Origin of the sequence: Streptomyces sp. P9-2B-2, from assembly GCF_030406865.1 — a bacterium.
GTDB lineage: Bacteria > Actinomycetota > Actinomycetes > Streptomycetales > Streptomycetaceae > Streptomyces > Streptomyces platensis.
The window spans coordinates 2,431,082-2,449,564 of the sequence record NZ_CP129126.1 but is presented as its reverse complement, the minus strand read 5'-3'; the positions used below and the strand labels follow the sequence as shown (position 1 = coordinate 2,449,564).

Sequence of the window (18,483 nt, the reverse complement as noted above, 5' to 3'; positions counted from 1 at the left end):
CGGGGCGGGCCCGTCGGTCGGGGCAAGCGCGGGGCCACCGGCACGGGCCCCGGGCGCGGCCCCGTGGCAGGGGTGCGGGGCCGGTCGTAGGCTGGCCGCATGTCGACCCATGCGAAGCGTGAACGGCTCCTTCTCGCCGACTTGTTGGAGAGCGCCGGCCCCGAGGCGCCGACGCTGTGTGAGAACTGGCGCGCGCGGGACCTGGCCGCGCACGTGGTGGTGCGCGAGCGGCGCGCCGACGCGGCCGGCGGACTCCTCGTCAAACCGCTGGCCGCCCGGCTGGAACGGGTCCAGGCGGAGTTCGCGGGCAAGCCGTACGAGGAGCTGATCCACCTGATCAGGACCGGCCCGCCGCGGATGTCGCCGTTCGCCCTGAAGCAGATCGACGAGGCGTCCAACACCGTCGAGTTCTACGTCCACGCCGAGGATGTCCGCCGCGCCCAGCCGGACTGGGCGGCCCGCGAGCTGGACCCCGTGTTCGCGGACGCCCTGTGGTCCAGGATCGAGCGGATGGCCCGGGTGCTCGGCCGGAAATCGCCGGTGGGCCTGGTGCTGCGGCGGCCGGACGGGCGGACCGCGGTGGCCCATCGCGGTACCCCGGTGGTCACCGTCGTCGGCGAACCGGGCGAACTGACCATGTTCGCCTTCGGCCGGCAGGAGGTCGCCGATGTGCAGCTGGACGGCGACAAGGAGGCGGTCGACCTGGTGACGGCGGCGAAGCTGGGCGTGTGAGCCCGGCCCCCGCCCCGTAGGCACGCGCTACGAGGATCCGTAGCCACGCGCTACGAGCGGAGCACCACCACCGCGACCACCACGGCCACCACGACCGCCGCCGCGAAGACCGCACCCAGGACCCGCGCCGCGACCCGCGCGGCGCGGTCCGGGTCCGGCGGCGGGGGCGGCGCGGACGGCTGCTGAGGATGCATAAAGGCAGGATGCCGCACGGCACAATGGAGACCATGAGCAGCCGCGCCACCACCCCGGACACCACCCCCGCCCTCGACCCCGCCATCGCCGCCCGTCTCAAGCGCGGCGCCGACGGCCTGGTCCCGGCCATCGCCCAGCAGTACGACACCGGCGAAGTGCTGATGCTCGGCTGGATGGACGACGAGGCGCTGCGCCGCACCCTGGCCACCGGCCGCTGCACGTACTGGTCCCGCAGCCGCCAGGAGTACTGGGTCAAGGGCGATACCTCCGGCCACGTCCAGCATGTGAAGTCGGTGGCGCTGGACTGCGACGCCGACACCGTCCTGGTCCGGGTCGACCAGGTCGGCGCCGCCTGCCACACCGGCGACCGCACCTGCTTCGACGCGGACGTTCTGACCACCCGGGACGCCCGGGACCAGTAGGCTCCGCGCCATGACCACGGGAACCACCGGCACCGCCCTTCCGGACCTCGACACCTTCCGCACCCTCGCCAAGGACCGGCGGGTCATCCCCGTCACCCGGCGGCTGCTCGCGGACGGCGACACACCGGTCGGGCTCTACCGCAAACTCGCCGCCGAACGCCCCGGCACCTTCCTCCTGGAATCCGCCGAGAACGGCCGTACGTGGTCGCGCTACTCCTTCATCGGCGTCCGCAGCGCCGCCACCCTCACCACCCGCGACGGGCAGGCGCACTGGCTCGGCACCCCGCCCGTCGGCGTGCCCACCGACGGGGACCCGCTCGCCGTCCTGCGCGCCGCCGTCGAGACCCTGCACACCCCCCGGGACCTCATCGAGGGCGAGGGACTGCCGCCGTTCACCGGCGGCATGGTCGGCTACCTCGGCTACGACATCGTGCGCCGCCTGGAGAAGATCGGCGAGCAGACCACCGACGACCTCCGGCTGCCCGAACTCACCATGCTGCTCACCTCGGACCTCGCCGTCCTCGACCACTGGAGCGGCACCGTCCTGCTGATCGCCAACGCGATCAACCACAACGACCTCGACACCGGCATCGACGAGGCCTACGCGGACGCGGTGGCCCGCCTGGACACCATGGCCGACGACCTCGCCCGGCCCGCGCCCGCCGGCGCCGCCGCGCTGCCGCCGTCCGAGGTCCCGCCGTACACCGCCAAGTGGGGCGGCGCGGCCTACCAGGACGCCGTCGAGGACATCAAGGAGCGCATCCGGGCCGGTGAGGCCTTCCAGGTCGTGCCCTCCCAGCGGTTCGAAACCCCGTGTACGGCCGGCGCGTTGGACGTCTACCGGGTGCTGCGGGCCACCAACCCCAGCCCGTACATGTACCTCTTCCGCTTCGAGGGCCCCGACGGCGGCGAGGACGGCGCCTTCGACGTGGTGGGCTCCAGCCCCGAGGCGCTGGTGAAGGTCGAGGACGGCCGGGCCATGGTCCACCCCATCGCCGGAACCCGCCCGCGCGGCGCCTCCGTCCAGGAGGACCAGGCCCTCGCGGACGAGCTGATGGCCGACCCCAAGGAGCGCGCCGAGCATCTGATGCTGGTCGACCTGGGCCGCAACGACCTGGGCCGGGTCTGCGAACCGGGCAGTGTCGAGGTCGTCGACTTCATGTCCGTCGAGCGCTACAGCCACGTCATGCACATCGTCTCGACGGTCACCGGGCAGGTCGCGCAGGGCCGCACCGCCTTCGACGTGCTCACCGCCTGCTTCCCCGCGGGCACCCTCTCCGGCGCCCCCAAGCCGCGCGCCCTCCAGATCATCGAGGAGCTGGAGCCCTCCCGGCGCGGTCTGTACGGCGGCTGTGTCGGCTATCTCGACTTCGCCGGCGACTCCGACACCGCCATCGCGATCCGCACCGCCCTGCTGCGCGACGGCACCGCCTACGTCCAGGCGGGCGCCGGGGTCGTCGCCGACTCCGACCCGGTGGCCGAGGACATCGAGTGCCGGAACAAGGCGGCGGCGGTGCTGCGCGCCGTGCACACCGCCAACCACCTGGGCAGGTAACGGGCCGGTCACCCGCAGCACCCCCGCGCACCGGCCCCCGGCGGCCGGTGCGCGATAGTGGTACGCGTGAGTGCCGCATCCCAGACCCCCACCGACACCGCGCCGCAGGGCGATTCCGGGCCCCCGCCGGCCCGGCCGCCCGCGCGCCGCGCGCACCGCAGCCTGGCCCTGGCGCTGCTGGCCGGGGCGGCGGGCGCCGCCCTGGCGCTGCTGGCCTCCGGCCGCACCTGGGCCGAAGGCTCCGCGGTGCTGGCCCAGGGCGAGTTGCCGCGCACGGTGACCGGCGCCGATGTGACCGGCGTGCCCGGCGCGCTGGCCGTCGTCGGCCTGGCCGCGCTGGTCGCCGTCTTCGCGGTCCGCCGGGCCGGCCGGATCGCGGTCGCCGCCCTGCTCGCGCTCAGCGGTGTGGGCATCGCCGTCGCCGCCGTACTGGGCAACTCCGACACCTCGGCGCTGCGCGAGAAGGCCGCCACCGCGGTCGGGCTGACCGGAACCGATGTGCATCACGTCACCCACACCGGATGGCCGTGGGTGGCCGCGGCCGGCGGTCTGCTGCTGCTGATCGCCGGGCTGCTGGCGCTGGTGTACGGACGCCACTGGCCTGCGATGTCGGGCAAATACGAGCGCACACCCGGCGGCGGCCGCGGCCCGCGGCGGGCACCGGCCCCGCCGGATCTGGACCGCCCCGAGGAGATCTGGAAGTCCCTGGACCGCGGTGAGGACCCCACCCGGTAAAGGGCTTCCCTCCGGCATCGGTGACAATGGGCCGAGCGGATCATCGCGCCCCGACCCCGGCGCGACAGAGCATCGAGGAGCATTCATGTCGAGCAGTGGCCACGGACACACCCCCGCCGCCTGGACCGGCGTCATCATCTCGTTCATCGGCTTCTGTGTGGCCGGAGCCTTCATCGTGCTGGCGAACGTGCCGGGCTTCTGGGCCGGCATGGCGCTGATCGGCCTCGGTGCCGTCGTGGGCGGTCTGATGCGGATGGCCGGTCTGGGCTCGGAGCCCAAGCGCGCCGCCAAGCCGCGCCCCCAGGCGCAGGCGCAGCCGCAGGAGGGCTGAGCCCCCGCTCCCGTGGCGCCGGTGCCCGGCGCCACCCCCGCAGCACCCCCGAAGGCGCCGCTTCCCGGCCCGTACGCACCGTGGTGCCGTACCCGCCGTCCGTGACCGTTCCGTACGGCGGCCGAGAAGCTGCGCCTTCGCCTGTCCGGCCGGACAATCGGCACGTGAGCCAACCCGCGGCCCGGCCCGACGCCTGCCCGCGCGGCGGTCTGCCGCGCCGCCTCGTGGCGCCCCTCGGCGCCCTGGCCGCCGCCACCGCCGCGTTCGCCGTCCTCGGCGCCGTCGACCCGAACGAGCCCGGCCACTACCCCGTGTGCCCGCTGCTGCACCTCACCGGCGTCTACTGCCCGGCCTGCGGCGGGCTGCGCAGCGCCCATGCCGTGGCGCACGGCGACCTCATCGCGGCGCTGGGCGCCAACGCCCTCGCGGTGGCCGGGTATGCCGCCTGTGCGGTCTTCTGGGCGCTCTGGCTGGGCAACGCGGTCCGCGGGCGCCGCACGGCGGGACCGCGGCCGCGAGCCGTCCACTGGTGGGCGCTGGGCGGGCTGCTGCTGGTCTTCACGGTCGTCCGCAACCTCCCCTTCGGCAGCGGGCTCGCCCCGTGACCCGGCAGCCGTGCGGAACCGGTGCCACCGGCTCCGCGGTACCCGCAGAAGTCCAGGTCATGGGACCGCGGTCCACCGGATGTGAGACCTGCGTCGCTTGGCGGATACCATCGGAGTGCCGGATGGGACCGTTCGTCCGGGGGACCGTCCACCACCGCTCCAGAAGGAGGCCGCTCGCGTGAGTGTGCTCGACGAGATCATCGACGGCGTCCGCGCCGACCTCGCAGAGCGGCAGGCGCGGGTGAGCCTTGACGAGCTCAAGGAGCGGGCCCAGAAGGCGCGCCCCGCGAAGGACGGCGTCGCCGCGCTCAAGGGCGAGAGCGTCACGGTGATCTGCGAGGTCAAGCGCTCCAGCCCCTCCAAGGGCGCGCTCGCCGCGATCGCCGACCCGGCCGGTCTGGCCGCCGACTACGAGGCGGGCGGCGCGGCCGTCATCTCCGTCCTCACCGAGCAGCGCAAGTTCGGCGGGTCGCTGGCCGACCTGGAGGCCGTCCGCGCCAAGGTCGACATCCCCGTCCTGCGCAAGGACTTCATCGTCACCGCCTACCAGCTGTGGGAGGCCCGTGCCTACGGCGCCGACCTCGCGCTGCTGATCGTCTCCGCGCTGGAGCAGGAGGCCCTGGTCTCGCTGATCGAGCGCGCCGAGTCGATCGGTCTGACGCCGCTGGTCGAGGTGCACGACGAGGAAGAGGTCGCCCGCGCGGTGGACGCCGGCGCCAAGATCATCGGCGTCAACGCCCGCAACCTGAAGACCCTGGAGGTCGACCGCGGCAACTTCGCCCGGGTCGCCCCCGAGATCCCCGACCACATCGTCAAGATCGCCGAGTCCGGTGTCCGCGGACCGCACGACCTGATCGCCTACGCCAACGACGGCGCGGACGCGGTGCTGGTCGGCGAGTCGCTGGTCACTGGCAAGGACCCCAAGACCGCGGTCTCCGACCTGGTCGCCGCGGGCTCCCACCCGGCGATCCGGCACGGCCGGTCCTGAGCGCCGGGGACAGCACACCGACATGACCGCCACCGCCGCAGACATCCGCTGCCGGGCCCGGGTACCGCACCCGGGCCCGGCCGGGGTGCGCGCCGGGGCGGCCGTCCGTGTTCTCTGCCCGGTGGTGCCGGTCCACGGCTTCCCGCCCGCCCCGCACCGCGACCCGCAGCGCTGTGCGCTGCCGCCGTGGCACCGGGGCTGCCGGGCGCCCGCCCGGCGGGTCCACGGGCGCCGGGTCAGGTATCACATCGGTTCCGAGCCGGGACAGATCAACGGCATGCGATGGCGACCGGGGTCCGCGCGCTGACGCGTCGGCCCCGTCCGGGCACCGGGACACCGGGGGAGGCAGCGGTCAACTGACCGCCTGCTGGCCCCCCCACCCCCGAACCCACCCCCCGCCCCCTCCCCCCAAGGGGGAGAGGGGGAGGGGGCGGGGGAGCGCCCCGGCCGGGTCGGGGAGCGTCCCGGCGGAGTCGGGGAGTGCCCCCGCCCGGTCGAGGAGCGCCCGGCCAAGTCGGGGAGCGCCCCCGCCAAGTCGGGGAGTGCCCCCGCCGAGCCGGGGAGCACCCCGACCGAGCCCCACGACGCCGACCGGCCTCCGCGAGCGCCCGTCGCCACTGCGCAGTGGCAACGGCCCGCCCCCCGCGCGCGCCGCATACCGTGATGCCCATCCCGCCACCACTGGACTTCCGGGGCAGTTGCCCCGGCGAGGAGTGCGTCTGATGTCCGCCGATTTCTTCCTTCCCGATCCCGAGGGTCGGGTGCCGAACCCCGAAGGCTATTTCGGTGCGTTCGGCGGCAAGTTCATTCCCGAGGCGCTGGTCGCCGCGGTCGACGAGGTCGCCGCGGAGTATGAGAAGGCCAAGGGGGACGCCGCGTTCGCGGCCGAGCTCAATGACCTGATGGTCAACTACACCGGGCGCCCCAGCGCGCTCACCGAGGTGCCGCGGTTCGCCGAGCACGCCGGCGGGGCCCGGGTGTTCCTCAAGCGTGAGGACCTCAACCACACCGGCTCCCACAAGATCAACAACGTGCTGGGCCAGGCACTGCTCACCAAGCGGATGGGCAAGACCCGGGTCATCGCCGAGACCGGCGCGGGCCAGCACGGCGTGGCCACCGCCACCGCCTGTGCCCTGTTCGGCCTCGAATGCACCATCTACATGGGCGAGATCGACACCCAGCGGCAGGCCCTCAACGTCGCCCGGATGCGGATGCTCGGCGCCGAGGTCATCGCCGTGAAGTCCGGCAGCCGCACCCTCAAGGACGCCATCAACGAGGCCTTCCGCGACTGGGTCGCCAACGTCGACCGCACCCACTACCTGTTCGGGACGGTCGCCGGACCGCACCCGTTCCCCGCGATGGTGCGCGACTTCCACCGCGTCATCGGCGTCGAGGCGCGCCGCCAGATCCTGGAGCGGGCCGGCCGGCTGCCGGACGCCGCGGTCGCCTGTGTCGGCGGCGGCTCCAACGCCATCGGCCTCTTCCACGCCTTCATCCCGGACGCCGGGGTGCGGCTGATCGGCTGTGAGCCCGCGGGTCACGGCATCGAGACCGGCGAGCACGCGGCCACGCTGAGCGCCGGTGAGCCGGGAATCCTGCACGGGTCGCGGAGTTACGTCCTCCAGGACGACGAGGGCCAGATCACCGAGCCGTACTCCATCTCGGCCGGTCTCGACTACCCGGGCATCGGGCCCGAGCACGCCTTCCTCAAGGACAGCGGCCGTGGTGAGTACCGCGCCGTCACCGACGACGCCGCGATGCAGGCGCTGCGCCTGCTCTCCAGGACCGAGGGCATCATCCCCGCCATCGAGAGCGCGCACGCCCTCGCCGGGGCCCTGGAGACCGGCCGGGAGCTGGGCAAGGACGGCCTGATCGTCGTCAACCTGTCGGGGCGCGGCGACAAGGACATGGACACCGCCGCCCGTTACTTCAGCCTCTACGACGCGGACGCCGCCGTCGAGGCGGACGCCGGTACCGAGGACGCGGAGATCGAGGGGGACGCCAAGTGAGCGGGAACATCAAGCTGTTGAGTGACACCCTCGCCGCCGCGAAGGCCGAGGGCCGGTCCGCGCTCATCGCCTATCTGCCGGCCGGGTTCCCGACCGTCGACGGCGGTATCGAGGCGGCCAAGGCCGTCTTCGACGGCGGCGCGGACGTCGTGGAGGTCGGGCTGCCGCACAGCGACCCGGTCCTCGACGGCCCGGTCATCCAGACTGCCGACGACATCGCCCTGCGGGGCGGCGTGAAGATCGCCGACGTCATGCGGACGGTGCGCGAGGCCCATCAGGCCACCGGCAAGCCCGTCCTGGTGATGACGTACTGGAATCCGATCGACCGTTACGGCATCGAGCGCTTCACCGCCGAGCTCGCCGAGGCGGGCGGCGCGGGCTGCATCCTGCCCGACCTGCCGGTCCAGGAGTCCGCGATCTGGCGGGAGCACGCCGACAAGCACGGTCTCGCCACCGTCTTCGTCGTCGCCCCCAGCAGCAAGGACGCCCGGCTCGCCGAGATCACCGCGGCCGGTTCGGGCTTTGTGTACGCGGCCTCGCTGATGGGCGTCACGGGCACCCGTGCGTCGGTGGGCGAGCAGGCGCAGGACCTCGTGCGGCGCACCAAGGCCACCACCGGGCTGCCGGTCTGTGTCGGCCTCGGGGTCTCCAACGCCGAACAGGCCGCCGAGGTGGCCCGGTTCGCGGACGGGGTGATCGTCGGCTCGGCGTTCGTCAAGCTGCTGCTGGCGGCGGACGGCGACCTGGCGGCCGGTCTCGCCGGGGTCCGCAGCCTGGCGGGCGAGCTGGCCGAGGGCGTGCGTAAGCACTCCTGACGGCGGGGCGCACGGCCGGGCCGGGCGGGACGCGGGCCCGGCCGCTGTCCCCCGATAGGGCGAACATCGGTGCGGAGGGGTGCGGCGGCACCCCTCCGCTTCGTTGTCCAGGGGCGTGAGCCAGAAGAATCATGAGGGTAAGAAATCCGCCCGCGAGCGACTCCAGGAACAGCGGGACAAGGAGAAGGCACGCGCCCGGCGCGGCCGTCAGGCGATCGTCGCGGGGGCGGTGGTGGTGGTGCTGGCGGTGGCCGGCGGCATCGCCGTCTGGGCGTCGTCGTCCTCCGGGAAACCAGCCGCCAACGACAACGAGGTCGCCGTCCCGAAGCAGGCCAGCGACGGCGCCCGGCCCGCCGTCCCGGTCGGTGCGGCCGGGGCCCCCGCCACACTCACGGTGTGGGAGGACTTCCGCTGTCCCGCCTGCCGGCAGTTCGAGACCGGCTTCCGCCCGGTCATCCATGAGCTGGAGGACGCCGGCCGGCTCAAGAGCGAGTACCACCTCGTGACCATCATCGACGGCAATGCCGGGGGCCAGGGATCCCGGAACGCCGCCAACGCCGCGCTGTGCGCCCAGGACGCCGGGAAGTTCCGCGCGTACCACGACGTCCTCTACTCCCACCAGCCGCCCGAGCCGCAGGACAAGTTCGCCGACAAGCAGTACCTCCTCCAACTGGCCGGCAAGGTCAAGGGGTTGGTGACCCCCGCCTTCACCAAGTGCGTCAACGACGGCAGGTACAACCGCTTCGTGCAGAAATCCAGCGACGCCTTCGCCTCCTCCGGCTACCGCGGCACCCCGACCGTCCTGCTCAACGGCAAGGACCTGTCGAAGGAGAAGGGCGGCCGGTTCAGCCCCGCCGACCTCAAGAAGATGGTGCTGGACGCCGGCAAGTCCAAGCAGCCGGGGAAGCAGAGCGCCGCACCGCACACCGGCTCCTCGCCGCAGGGCAGGCACACCGGCTCCTCGCCCCAGGGCCGGCACACCGGAAGGAGCGCCGCACCCCCGGCGGAGCCGCCCGCCGGGGCCGTCGCGCCCTCGCCGTAGACGGGCCCACCGGCGCCGACTGCCGCTCCGGACACGGAGCGTCATGGCGCGGGGACGGGGTCGTTACGCAGCCGTAGCCGGGCCGGGTTGCCGACGACCCCGCCCGGCGCGGTAGCGTCGTCCCTGCCATGGACCTCGCATTCATTCCCAGCCCGTCGGTCGGCGTCGTACATCTCGGCCCGATCCCGCTGCGCGGCTACGCGTTCTGCATCATCATCGGCGTCTTCGTCGGCGTCTGGCTCGGCAACAAGCGCTGGGTGCAGCGCGGCGGCCGCTCCGGAACCGTCGCGGACATCGCCGTATGGGCCGTCCCCTTCGGGCTGGTCGGCGGCCGTCTCTACCACGTCATCACGACGTACGAGCCGTACTTCGGCCCGAACGGCCACCCGCTCGACGCCTTCAAGGTGTGGGAGGGCGGCCTCGGCATCTGGGGCGCGGTGGCGCTCGGTGCGGTCGGCGCCTGGATCGGCTGCCGCCGGCGCGGTATCCCGCTCCCCGCGTACGCCGACGCGCTCGCGCCCGGCCTGGCCCTCGGGCAGGCGATCGGCCGCTGGGGCAACTGGTTCAACCAGGAGCTGTACGGCAAGCCGACCGATGTGCCGTGGGCGCTGGAGATCAGCTCCGACCCGGCCATCGGCCGCATCGGCGGCACCTACCACCCGACCTTCCTCTACGAGTGCCTGTGGTGCATCGGCGTCGCGGCGCTGGTCATCTGGGCCGACAAGCGCTTCCGGCTCGGCCACGGGCGGGCCTTCGCCCTCTACGTCGCCGCGTACTGCGCGGGCCGCGCCTGGATCGAGTACATGCGGGTCGACGAGGCGCACCACATCCTGGGCCTGCGGCTGAACGTCTGGGTCGCGCTGATCGTCCTCGTCCTCGCCGTCGTCTACTTCGTGATCTCCGCCAAGAAGGCCCCCGGCCGGGAAGCGGTCGTCGAACCGGGTGCGGAGCCCGTCGAGGGCGCGGACGGTGACACCGCGGAGAGCGGTACGGACGAAGCCGCCGGGAAGGCCGGGGTCTCGGTCGAGAAGCCGGCGGCGAAGGCCGCGGCCGACGACGACGCGGAGTCCGGCGCCGACACGGCCGAGGAGTCCGCGACGGACGCGTCCGGCGACAAGAAGTCCGACGACACGGCGGATGAGCCCGCCGCGGACGCCAAGCCGGCCGGCAGCGGCAGCACCAAGAAGCCCTGAGGCGGCCCCGGCCGCCGTACGCGCCGGGCGGACCCGACAACGGGTCCGCCCGGCGCTGTGCTGTCCGGACCCGGCGGCCCGCCGGTCAGCTCCGGCGTCCGGCCAGGTCCAGCACCCGCCGGGCGCCCGCGACCACCGCCGCGTCCACGAACCGGCCGTCCGGCAGCGCCAGCGCCCCGCCCTCCGCCGTGGCGGCCCGCACGATCTCCTGGGCCGCCGCGACCTCCTCCGCCGAGGGGAGATAGGCCGCCTCGATCACCGGGAGCTGGCGGGGGTGGATCGCCGCCCGGCCCAGGAAGCCCAGCGCCCGGCCCCGTGCGCAGGACCGGGCCAGCCCGTCGAGGTCGTGGACGTCCGGGTGGACCGACTGCGGCGGCGGGGCCAGACCGGCCGCGCGGGCGGCGACCACGGCCCGGCTGCGCGGCCACGCCAGCCCCGTGTCGTCCCGCACGCCCAGCTCCCCGCACAGATCGGCCTCGCCGAGCGCGATCCCGCGCAGCGCCGGATGCGCGGTGGCGATGGCGAAGGCGTGCTCGATGCCCAGCGCGGATTCGAGCAGCGCGTACAGGGCCGGGGTGGCGGGCAGCGGGCTCGCGGCGGGCGGGGCCGCGGGGGCGAGGGTGGCGGTGCTGCCGGGGGGCGTACGGACCGGGGTGAGGTGGTCCGGGGTGAGGTGGTCCGCGCGGGTGTGCCCGGCCGGTGGTACGGGGCCTTCGGCGGCGTACGGGACGTGTTCGGGTACCGGCTCCGGGGTCGTCGTCGCCCAGCCGGCGGCGCGGTGGACATCGGCCGGGCCCTGCACCTTGGGCAGCCGGAGACCGGCCAGGCCCGGCAGGGTGGCGAGGGTGCGGATCTCGTGTTCGGCGCGCGGGCCGTCCAGTGCGTTGACGCGGACGTGGACCGGTACCGGCAGCGGGTCGCCCAGCAGCTCGGCGGTGGCCCGCAGCGCATGGTCCTTGCGGTCCGGGGCGACCGCGTCCTCCAGGTCGACGACGACCACGTCGGCCCCGCAGCCGAGCGCCTTGGCGACCACGTCCGGGCGGTCCCCGGGCACATAGAGCCAGGTCAGCGGGGTGGGGGCGGGTGTCTGGCGGGGTGCCTGGGGCGCCGTCCTCACAGCGCACCCGCCGTGCGCAGCCCGTCGATCTCCGCGTCGGTCAGCCCGAGTCCGGCCAGCACCTCGTCCGTGTCCGCGCCGTGCGGGCGGCCCGCCCACCGGATGGCGCCCGGTGTCTCGGAGAGCCGGAAGAGGACGTTCTGCATCCGGACCGTGCCGAGTTCGTCGTCCGGGACCTCGGTGATCGATCCCAGCGCCGCGTACTGCGGGTCCGCCATCACCTCGCGGATGTCGTAGATGGGTGCCACGGCCGCCTCGGCCTTCTCGAAGGCGGCGAGCACCTCGGCCCTGTCGTGCCGGGCGATCCAGTCGCCGACCGCGGTATCCAGCTCCTCGGCGTGCCGGGCCCGCCCCTCGCCGGTCGCGAACCAGGGCTCGTCGATCACCTCGGGCCGGCCGACCAGCCGCATCACCCGCCCGGCGACCGACTCGGCCGAGGTGGAGACCGCCACCCAGGAGCCGTCGGCGGTGCGGTAGGTGTTGCGCGGGGCGACGTTCGCCGAGCGGTTGCCGGTCCGCGGCTGGACATGGCCGAGCTGGTCGTACCAGAGCGGCTGCGGACCGAGGACCGTCAGGATCGGTTCGATCAGCGCCAGATCGACGACCTGGCCGCGGCCGGATGGGGGTCCCCCCGCTAGAGCGGAGCCGAGAGTGGGGGAGTCCCGTGCGCGCAGCGCGGCCAGCACGGCGTAGGACGTGGTCAGCGCGGCGATCGCGTCGGCGAGACCGAACGGCGGCAGGGTCGGCGGCCCGTCCGGCTCCCCGGTGATCGCGGCGAAACCGCTCATCGCCTCGGCGAGGGTGCCGAACCCGGGGCGCCGGGCGTACGGGCCGAACTGCCCGAAGCCGGTGACCCGGGCCAGCACCAGGCGCGGGTTGACCGCGGACAGCTCGTCCCAGCCCAGGCCCCAGCGCTCCAGGGTCCCGGGCCGGAAGTTCTCGACGACGACATCGGCCCCGGCGGCGAGCCGCAGCAGTACGTCCCGGCCGCCGGGGTGGGACAGATCGAGCGTCATGGTCCGCTTGTTGCGGCCCAGCAGCTTCCACCACAGGCCGATGCCGTCCTTGGTCGGCCCGTGGCCGCGGGACGGGTCGGGCCGGTGCGGATGCTCGATCTTGATCACCTCGGCGCCGAAGTCGCCCAGCAGGGTGGCGGCGAGCGGACCGGCGAACAGCGTGGCGAGATCCAGCACCCGCAGCCCGGTGAGTGGGCCGGCGGCGGGGGAGCCGGGGGCGGCGGTGCGGTCGTCGGCGGTGGGCCGGGGCGCCCCGGACAGGGAGGGGTCGGTCATGGTGCGGGGGCCTTCGTTCGGTGGGCGGGGGTACCGGGTACGACCAGCGCGGCGGTGCGCGCGGCGAGGGCGTCGAAGCCGATGCCGTCCAGTCCGCGGACGCTGGTGGCCAGCCGGTTGCGCAGCGGTGCCGTCCAGCGGGCGGGCAGCGCCCCGGGCGATCCGGCGAGCAGGCCGGTCAGCGACCCGGCGGTGGCGCCGTTGGAGTCGGTGTCCCAACCGCCCGACACCACACGGCAGAGGGAGCCGCTGAAGTCGCCGTCGGCGTGGGTGAGCGCGGCGGCCAGCAGCGCCGCGTTGGGCACGGTGTGCACCCAGTGGTGGTGTCCGTAGGCGCGGTGCAGCCGGTCGACGACGGTCGCGAAGCCGGCCGGGGTGCCGGTGGGTTCGCCCCGCGCCAGCGCGACACCGCGGCGGACGGCCCGCGCGAGCCGGGAGCGCACGGGGAGCACGGCCAGCCCGGCCCGCAGCGCACCGTGCACATCGGTGCCGCCGCCGGCCGCCGCGGCGAGCGCGGCGGCCACGAACATCGCGGCGTACACCCCGTTCGCGGTATGGCTGAGCGTGGCGTCCCGCCAGGCCTGCGCCGCGGCGGCGGCCGGGTCGCCGGGGTGGGTCCAGCCGTGCACGTCGGCGCGGATCTGGGCGCCGATCCACTCCCGGAACGGGTTGCGGTACCGGGCGGTGTGCGGCGGCTCGATGCCGTCGAGGAGGTTGCGGTACGCCAGGCGCTCGGCGGTGAACGTCCGGCCGGCCGGCAGCTCGTCCAGCCACAGCCGCGCCACGTCGGCCGTGGTGAAGCCGGGGCCGTGGCGTTCGAGGAGCAGCAGGCCCAGGAGCGGGTAGTCGAGGTCGTCGTCCTCGGGCATGCCGTCGATGTTCCCGGCGAGTGAGGTGGCGCGGCTGCGGCGGTTCCACGGGTGGCGGGCGGCCACCGCCGGGTCGAGTCCGGCCTCGGTGAAGTACCCGGTCAGCGGCCAGTTTCCGGTCGAGCGGGCGAGCGCCCGGATCCCGTCCAGCGGCAGTTTCTCGACGGGTTTGCCGAGCAGACAGCCGGCCGCCCGCCCGAGCCAGGCGGCCTCCAGCCGGGCGGTCGGCACACCGCCGTCCGGGCCCGGCCCACCGTCCCCAAGCCACGGCGCCCACTGCCGCCGGATCGCCGTCAGCTCGGTGGGCTCGTCGGCCGCCGACGGGCAGGGCAGCAGGGCCAGTTCGTCGAGCAGCGCCCCGGCGAGCGCCCGCAGGGCCGGACCGGCGGGGCCGGGGGAGGCGCCCGCCCGGCCCGGCGCCGTGGTACCGCCCGCCGCCCGCCACCGCCGCGCGAACTCGGCGGCGTCCCGGCCGTCCTCCGCCGCCTGGCGCAGTTCGTGCCCGATCAGGTCCTCGGGCTGCACCCAGGTCACCCGGAGTGGCGCCGCGGGCGCGGGCCGGGCGGGCGCCGCCGCCGTGGCCGTCACGGCCCGACCGCCTCCGTCATCGCCGGGATCGCCGAGATCGCGGTGAAGGCCTGCTCATGGGTGCGGGCGCGGGTCCGGTCGCGGGTGAAGACCTCCCGGGCGACGGCGGCCAGCGCGGCGCCGGGCGCCTCCAGATCGAGGCGGCTGGCGCGGGCGACCTCCGCGCTCCACTCGGCCGGTACCGCCTGCGCGCCGCGCAGCGCGCCGACCAGGGCGCCGCTCATGGTGGCGATCGAGTCGCAGTCGCGGCCGTAGTTGACCGAGCCGAGGACGGTGGACCGGAAGTCGCCGCCGCCGGTCAGCAACATGCCCAGGGCGATGGGGAGTTCCTCGATGGCGTGCAGCCGGGAGGGCCGCCGGGCGCCGAGCGACGGGTTGCGGTAGTCCGGGCCGACCGTGTCGAAGGGGGCGACCGCGGCGCGCAGCGGGGCCGGTGCCGACGCGGGGTCGGTGACCGAGGACGCCGCCTCACAGACCGCCTCGATCGCGGCCCGGGTGCCGTCCTTGGCGAGCCGCAGCGCCTGGACGACGACCGAGGACGGGGTCGCGTCCGGGATGAACGCGGCGGCCACCGCCGCGGCGAACACCCCCGCCGCCTCCCGCCCGTACGAGGACTGATGGGCCCCGGCGATGTCCAGCGCCTCGGCGTAGGCCCGGTCCGGATTGCCGGCGTTGACGATGCCGACCGGCGCCATGTACATCGCCGCACCGCAGTTGACGATGTTCCCGACGCCCGCCTCGCGCGGATCCGCGTGCCCGTAGTGCAGCCGCGCCACGATCCACTTCTCGGCGAGGAAGATCCGCTGCACCGGCAGCGCCTCCGCCTCCAGCTCCGGGATCCAGCGCGGGGTGCCGATCAGATCCGGTACCAGGTGGTCGGCGATGTCATAGGCGTCGAGGTGGTCGCGCACCGCCTCGTAGACCCGCACCAGCGCATGCGTCATCAGGGTGTCGTCGGTGACATGGCCGTCGCCCTTGTGGTACGGCGCGAGCGGGCGGGCGGTGCGCCAGTCGTCGTGGAACGGGCCGACGATGCCCTCGACCCGGCCGCCGTGCCGCTGCACGATCTCCTCCGGTGTCCGGCCCTCCACCGGCCCGCCGAGCGCATCGCCGACGGCGGCGCCGACCAGCGCGCCGGTCGCCCGGTCCTCCAGGGACGGGGGGACGGGCGCGACGGGGGGCACCGGGTTCACGGGCGACGGCTTGGCGACCACGGTGACGGGGGTGACCGGCAGGATCCGGGTGGCCTGCGGGTCGGCCGTGGGCGCCGCGGCCGGTGTCTGCTCGCTTGCGTACGTCATGTGCGGGTGAGTCCTTCCACGGTGGGGGAGGGGGCGGGAGCCAGAAGGGCGCCGGAGACGGCTTCCGGACGGGCCGGCGGGGGCGCCGCGGAGGCTTCGGGCGCGGTCAGCTCCGTACGGGCGAGCAGCCCGGCCAGCTCGACCAGGTCCGTGCCGGCCAGCCGCGGCAGCGCACAGCCGGACAGCACCCGGCAGGCGTCGCGCCAGGTGCGGGGCAGGGCGTGCGCACCGCCGAGCGCACCGGTCAGCGCCCCGGCGAGGGCGGGTGCGGAGTCGGCGACCCGGGAGAGACAGGCGGCCGCCGGTACCGCCTCGGCGACCCGCCCGTCCGTCGCGAGGGCCAGCGCCAGCGCCACCGGGACGGTCTCGGCCGCGGCGATGCCGTAGCTGTAGACGTGGTCGACGATCTCGTGCTCCAAGACGGGCACCAGGGCGAACGCGGTGCCGGGGCGGCCGGGACCGTCGGTGGCGAAGGACCGGGCGAGCCGGACCGCGTGCAGGGCGTTGCGGCGGATCTCGGTGCCGTCGGGGAGCTGGTCCAGTGCGGCGTCCACACAGCCGCTCGCCGCCGTGCCGCCGAGCGCGGCGGCGACCGCGGCGGCCATCGCCCGCGCGCCGTGCACCCCGTCGCCGTCCTGGGTGTAACGCGCGTCGTACTCGGCCAGTTCGGCGGCGGCGGACGGCTCGCCGGGGTGCACCACGGCCAGGACGGCGGCGCGTACGCAGGCCGCGTCGTCGAAGTAGTGCGGGTTGTCATGCCCGGTGGCGGGCGGCCGCAGCCCGGCGGCGAGGTTGCCGAGCCCGGCCCGTACGGAGATCCGGGCGCGCAGCGGCAGTACGGCGGACTCGACCTCGGGCGCCCGGTCGGCGGCCGCCGCGACCTCGTTGGCCAGCGCGTTCCAGGCGAGGTCGACGGCGGCCCGCATCCGGCGGTCCCGGCCCAGGTCGCTGAGGGGCGCGCCGGCCGCGGTGAGCACCGATTCGGCGGTGAAGGCGGCCCACTCGGCGTCGTCGGAGGGGCCCAGCCGCAGCGGTTCGGGCGGCTGGTTGAGGGCGATCGGCACCGGCAGCGTGGTGGTCGCGTTCTGCTCGGCGAAGGTGTCCAGCTCCCGGGTCAGCCGCCGGGTCCACTCCGGCATCCGCGCCGCCCGGTGCCGCGCCGCCGGCCACCCCGCGGCGTCCCCGGCGGCCACCCCGAGCAGCAGCCCCTCGATACGGCTGCGTGCCCCGGCGAGGTCGCCGGGCCCGGCGTCGTGCACCGCTTCCCGGCCGTTCACCGGGCGCCCACCACGGCCTCGGCGTCCGCCCCGGCACCGGGCCCCGCGGCGGCAGCCGCCCGCGGGCCCGCCCCCTGCGCGGTCAGCAGCTCCGCGATGTCCAGCACGTGATAGCCCGCCATCGACGGCAGACAGCTGCCGCGTGCCGGGCCGATGGCGGCGGCCCAGGCCTCGGGGATCGCCGCGGCGCCGCACAGCGCCCCGGCCAGCGCCCCGGCGACGGCCGCCGTGGTGTCGGCGTCGCGCCCCATGTTGACCGCGGTCAGCACCGAGGCGGAGAAGTCACCGCGGGCCGCCTCGAACGCGCCGAAGGCCAGGCCGACGGCCTCCGGCGCCAGATCGGTCCAGGGGTAGCCGCCGATCACGACGGCGGAGCGCACCGCGCGCTCGGTGCCGAGCTGGGTGATGCCCGGGGTGTGCCGGGAGCGCTGGGCGGCCCCGACCGCGCGGCGCAGCGAGCGGGCGGTCCAGGAGTCCTCCGGTACGACGGACAGCGCAGCGGCGATCACCGCGTCGGTGGAGGAGGCGACCAGGGCGGTGGCGACTCCGGCGGCCACCGCCCGGCCGCCGTAGATCCCCTCGCCGTCGTGGCTGACCGTGCCGTCGATGGCCACCAGCCGGGCGGCCTCGGCGGGCCGCCCGGCGGCGAACACCCCGAACGGCGCGGCGCGCATCGCCAGCCCGTCGCTCCAGGCGTGCCGGTGCTGGGCGGAGATGGGCGCGGCCAGGCCTCGGCGCAGGTTCTCCAGGGTGCCGCGCTCACTGAAGCCCGCACCGCGGAACGGCCCCTCGTCACGGTCGGCGATCCACTGGTGCCAGGCGGCCTCGACCTGGGCGACGGTCAGCGCCGAGCCGTGCGCGGCCAGCAGCAGCCCCGAGAAGATCGCGTACTCGGTGTCATCGGTGCCGGCCGGGTCGTCCTCGACATACCCCTCGATCCGGCCCCAGCGGCGGCGGATCTGCGAGGGCTTCATGTTCTCCGCGGGGGCACCGAGCGCATCACCGACGGCGAGCCCGAGCAGCGCGCCACGGGCCCGGTCGCGGACGGCGTCGCCGGCGCCGGGCCCGGCCGGTTCCGCGGGCGGAGGGTGCGCTGCGCTCATGTGCGTGCCGTTCTGTCGTACGGGCCGGACCGCCGCCGGGCCCGCGGGGCGGCCGCCCGGCTGCGGACCGCTGCGCTGTATCCGTGCCACGCGACGGCCCGGCTCTCCTGTCCCGGGCGGCAGGGTCACCCGGTCGACCGCCCCGGACGGCCCCGGAGCGGGGTGTCCGGCAGGCCCCGCAGGGGTGTGTGACCCGGATCTCATCGCCGACCCCGCGGAAAAACCGCAGGTCAGCGCGGTAAGTTCGGCCTTCCTTGCTAGCGGAGGAGGCCAAGAGGCGCATAACTTCGAAGCGTTGGAGGGGGAAGTGCCGC

General features: G+C 75.1%; 19 protein-coding genes. 12 read left to right on the top strand and 7 right to left on the bottom strand.

What is annotated here, in order from left to right:
- The first annotated feature begins 99 nt into the window (after nt 1-99).
- On the top strand, nt 100-732 hold the full coding sequence (locus tag QT196_RS10620; protein WP_085924859.1) for a TIGR03085 family metal-binding protein: 633 nt from the start codon (nt 100-102) through the stop codon (nt 730-732).
- A 50-nt stretch (nt 733-782) separates the two neighbouring features.
- Here the strand turns inward: QT196_RS10620 and QT196_RS10615 are convergent, their stop codons facing one another.
- Nucleotides 783-926 (bottom strand): hypothetical protein, encoded by a 144-nt coding sequence (locus QT196_RS10615; protein WP_158092651.1) that lies wholly within the window; start codon nt 924-926, stop codon nt 783-785.
- 33 nt (nt 927-959) lie between these two features.
- Between QT196_RS10615 and hisI the strand changes: the two genes are divergently transcribed.
- The 11 genes from hisI (at nt 960) to lgt (ending at nt 10,622) form a co-directional block, all read left to right on the top strand.
- Nucleotides 960-1,349, top strand: a complete 390-nt coding sequence (hisI, locus tag QT196_RS10610) for a phosphoribosyl-AMP cyclohydrolase (RefSeq protein WP_168478643.1) — start codon at nt 960-962, stop codon at nt 1,347-1,349.
- Nucleotides 1,350-1,359: 10 nt separating this feature from the next.
- On the top strand, nt 1,360-2,904 hold the full coding sequence (locus QT196_RS10605) for an anthranilate synthase component I (protein WP_168478642.1): 1,545 nt from the start codon (nt 1,360-1,362) through the stop codon (nt 2,902-2,904).
- A gap of 162 nt (nt 2,905-3,066) precedes the next feature.
- Nucleotides 3,067-3,639 carry a TIGR02234 family membrane protein gene (locus QT196_RS10600; RefSeq protein ID WP_248001592.1) on the top strand — a complete coding sequence of 191 codons (573 nt, stop codon included), beginning with the start codon at nt 3,067-3,069 and terminating at the stop codon, nt 3,637-3,639.
- 85 nt (nt 3,640-3,724) lie between these two features.
- Nucleotides 3,725-3,970 (top strand): HGxxPAAW family protein, encoded by a 246-nt coding sequence (locus QT196_RS10595; RefSeq protein WP_030988665.1) that lies wholly within the window; start codon nt 3,725-3,727, stop codon nt 3,968-3,970.
- Nucleotides 3,971-4,134: 164 nt separating this feature from the next.
- On the top strand, nt 4,135-4,575 hold the full coding sequence (locus QT196_RS10590; protein ID WP_168478640.1) for a DUF2752 domain-containing protein: 441 nt from the start codon (nt 4,135-4,137) through the stop codon (nt 4,573-4,575).
- A gap of 178 nt (nt 4,576-4,753) precedes the next feature.
- Nucleotides 4,754-5,563 (top strand): indole-3-glycerol phosphate synthase TrpC, encoded by an 810-nt coding sequence (gene trpC, locus QT196_RS10585; RefSeq protein ID WP_018090304.1) that lies wholly within the window; start codon nt 4,754-4,756, stop codon nt 5,561-5,563.
- Between the two features lie 22 nt (nt 5,564-5,585).
- A complete protein-coding gene (locus QT196_RS10580) occupies nt 5,586-5,870 on the top strand; it encodes a tryptophan synthase subunit(beta) (protein ID WP_290356817.1) in 285 nt (94 codons plus the stop codon).
- A gap of 415 nt (nt 5,871-6,285) precedes the next feature.
- Nucleotides 6,286-7,572 carry a tryptophan synthase subunit beta gene (gene trpB, locus QT196_RS10575; protein ID WP_168478639.1) on the top strand — a complete coding sequence of 429 codons (1,287 nt, stop codon included), beginning with the start codon at nt 6,286-6,288 and terminating at the stop codon, nt 7,570-7,572.
- Nucleotides 7,569-8,387: a tryptophan synthase subunit alpha gene (gene trpA, locus QT196_RS10570; RefSeq protein ID WP_290354801.1), complete on the top strand. Its 819-nt coding sequence runs from the start codon at nt 7,569-7,571 to the stop codon at nt 8,385-8,387. Before trpB ends, trpA begins: the two co-directional genes overlap by 4 nt.
- A 115-nt stretch (nt 8,388-8,502) precedes the next feature.
- Nucleotides 8,503-9,429, top strand: coding sequence for a thioredoxin domain-containing protein (locus QT196_RS10565; protein ID WP_290354800.1), 927 nt, complete (start codon nt 8,503-8,505; stop codon nt 9,427-9,429).
- A gap of 128 nt (nt 9,430-9,557) precedes the next feature.
- Nucleotides 9,558-10,622: a prolipoprotein diacylglyceryl transferase gene (gene lgt, locus QT196_RS10560; protein WP_168478636.1), complete on the top strand. Its 1,065-nt coding sequence runs from the start codon at nt 9,558-9,560 to the stop codon at nt 10,620-10,622.
- Nucleotides 10,623-10,707: 85 nt separating this feature from the next.
- Here lgt and QT196_RS10555 read toward each other — a convergent pair whose 3' ends face one another.
- Genes QT196_RS10555 through QT196_RS10530 form a run of 6 tightly spaced genes read right to left on the bottom strand, consistent with a single transcriptional unit; the run spans nt 10,708 to nt 18,169 of the window.
- Complete coding sequence (locus QT196_RS10555; RefSeq protein ID WP_290354799.1) at nt 10,708-11,739, bottom strand: CoA ester lyase; 1,032 nt, start codon at nt 11,737-11,739, stop codon at nt 10,708-10,710.
- Nucleotides 11,736-13,031 (bottom strand): CoA transferase, encoded by a 1,296-nt coding sequence (locus QT196_RS10550; protein ID WP_266730298.1) that lies wholly within the window; start codon nt 13,029-13,031, stop codon nt 11,736-11,738. The genes QT196_RS10555 and QT196_RS10550 overlap by 4 nt, the downstream gene beginning before the upstream one ends.
- Complete coding sequence (locus tag QT196_RS10545; RefSeq protein ID WP_290354798.1) at nt 13,028-14,488, bottom strand: ADP-ribosylglycohydrolase family protein; 1,461 nt, start codon at nt 14,486-14,488, stop codon at nt 13,028-13,030. The genes QT196_RS10550 and QT196_RS10545 overlap by 4 nt, the downstream gene beginning before the upstream one ends.
- On the bottom strand, nt 14,485-15,789 hold the full coding sequence (locus QT196_RS10540; RefSeq protein WP_248001086.1) for an ADP-ribosylglycohydrolase family protein: 1,305 nt from the start codon (nt 15,787-15,789) through the stop codon (nt 14,485-14,487). Before QT196_RS10540 ends, QT196_RS10545 begins: the two co-directional genes overlap by 4 nt.
- Nucleotides 15,786-17,066 (bottom strand): ADP-ribosylglycohydrolase family protein, encoded by a 1,281-nt coding sequence (locus QT196_RS10535; RefSeq protein ID WP_290354797.1) that lies wholly within the window; start codon nt 17,064-17,066, stop codon nt 15,786-15,788. The genes QT196_RS10540 and QT196_RS10535 overlap by 4 nt, the downstream gene beginning before the upstream one ends.
- Nucleotides 17,063-18,169, bottom strand: a complete 1,107-nt coding sequence (locus tag QT196_RS10530; protein ID WP_266730291.1) for an ADP-ribosylglycohydrolase family protein — start codon at nt 18,167-18,169, stop codon at nt 17,063-17,065. The genes QT196_RS10535 and QT196_RS10530 overlap by 4 nt, the downstream gene beginning before the upstream one ends.
- Between the last annotated feature and the right edge of the window lie 314 nt (nt 18,170-18,483).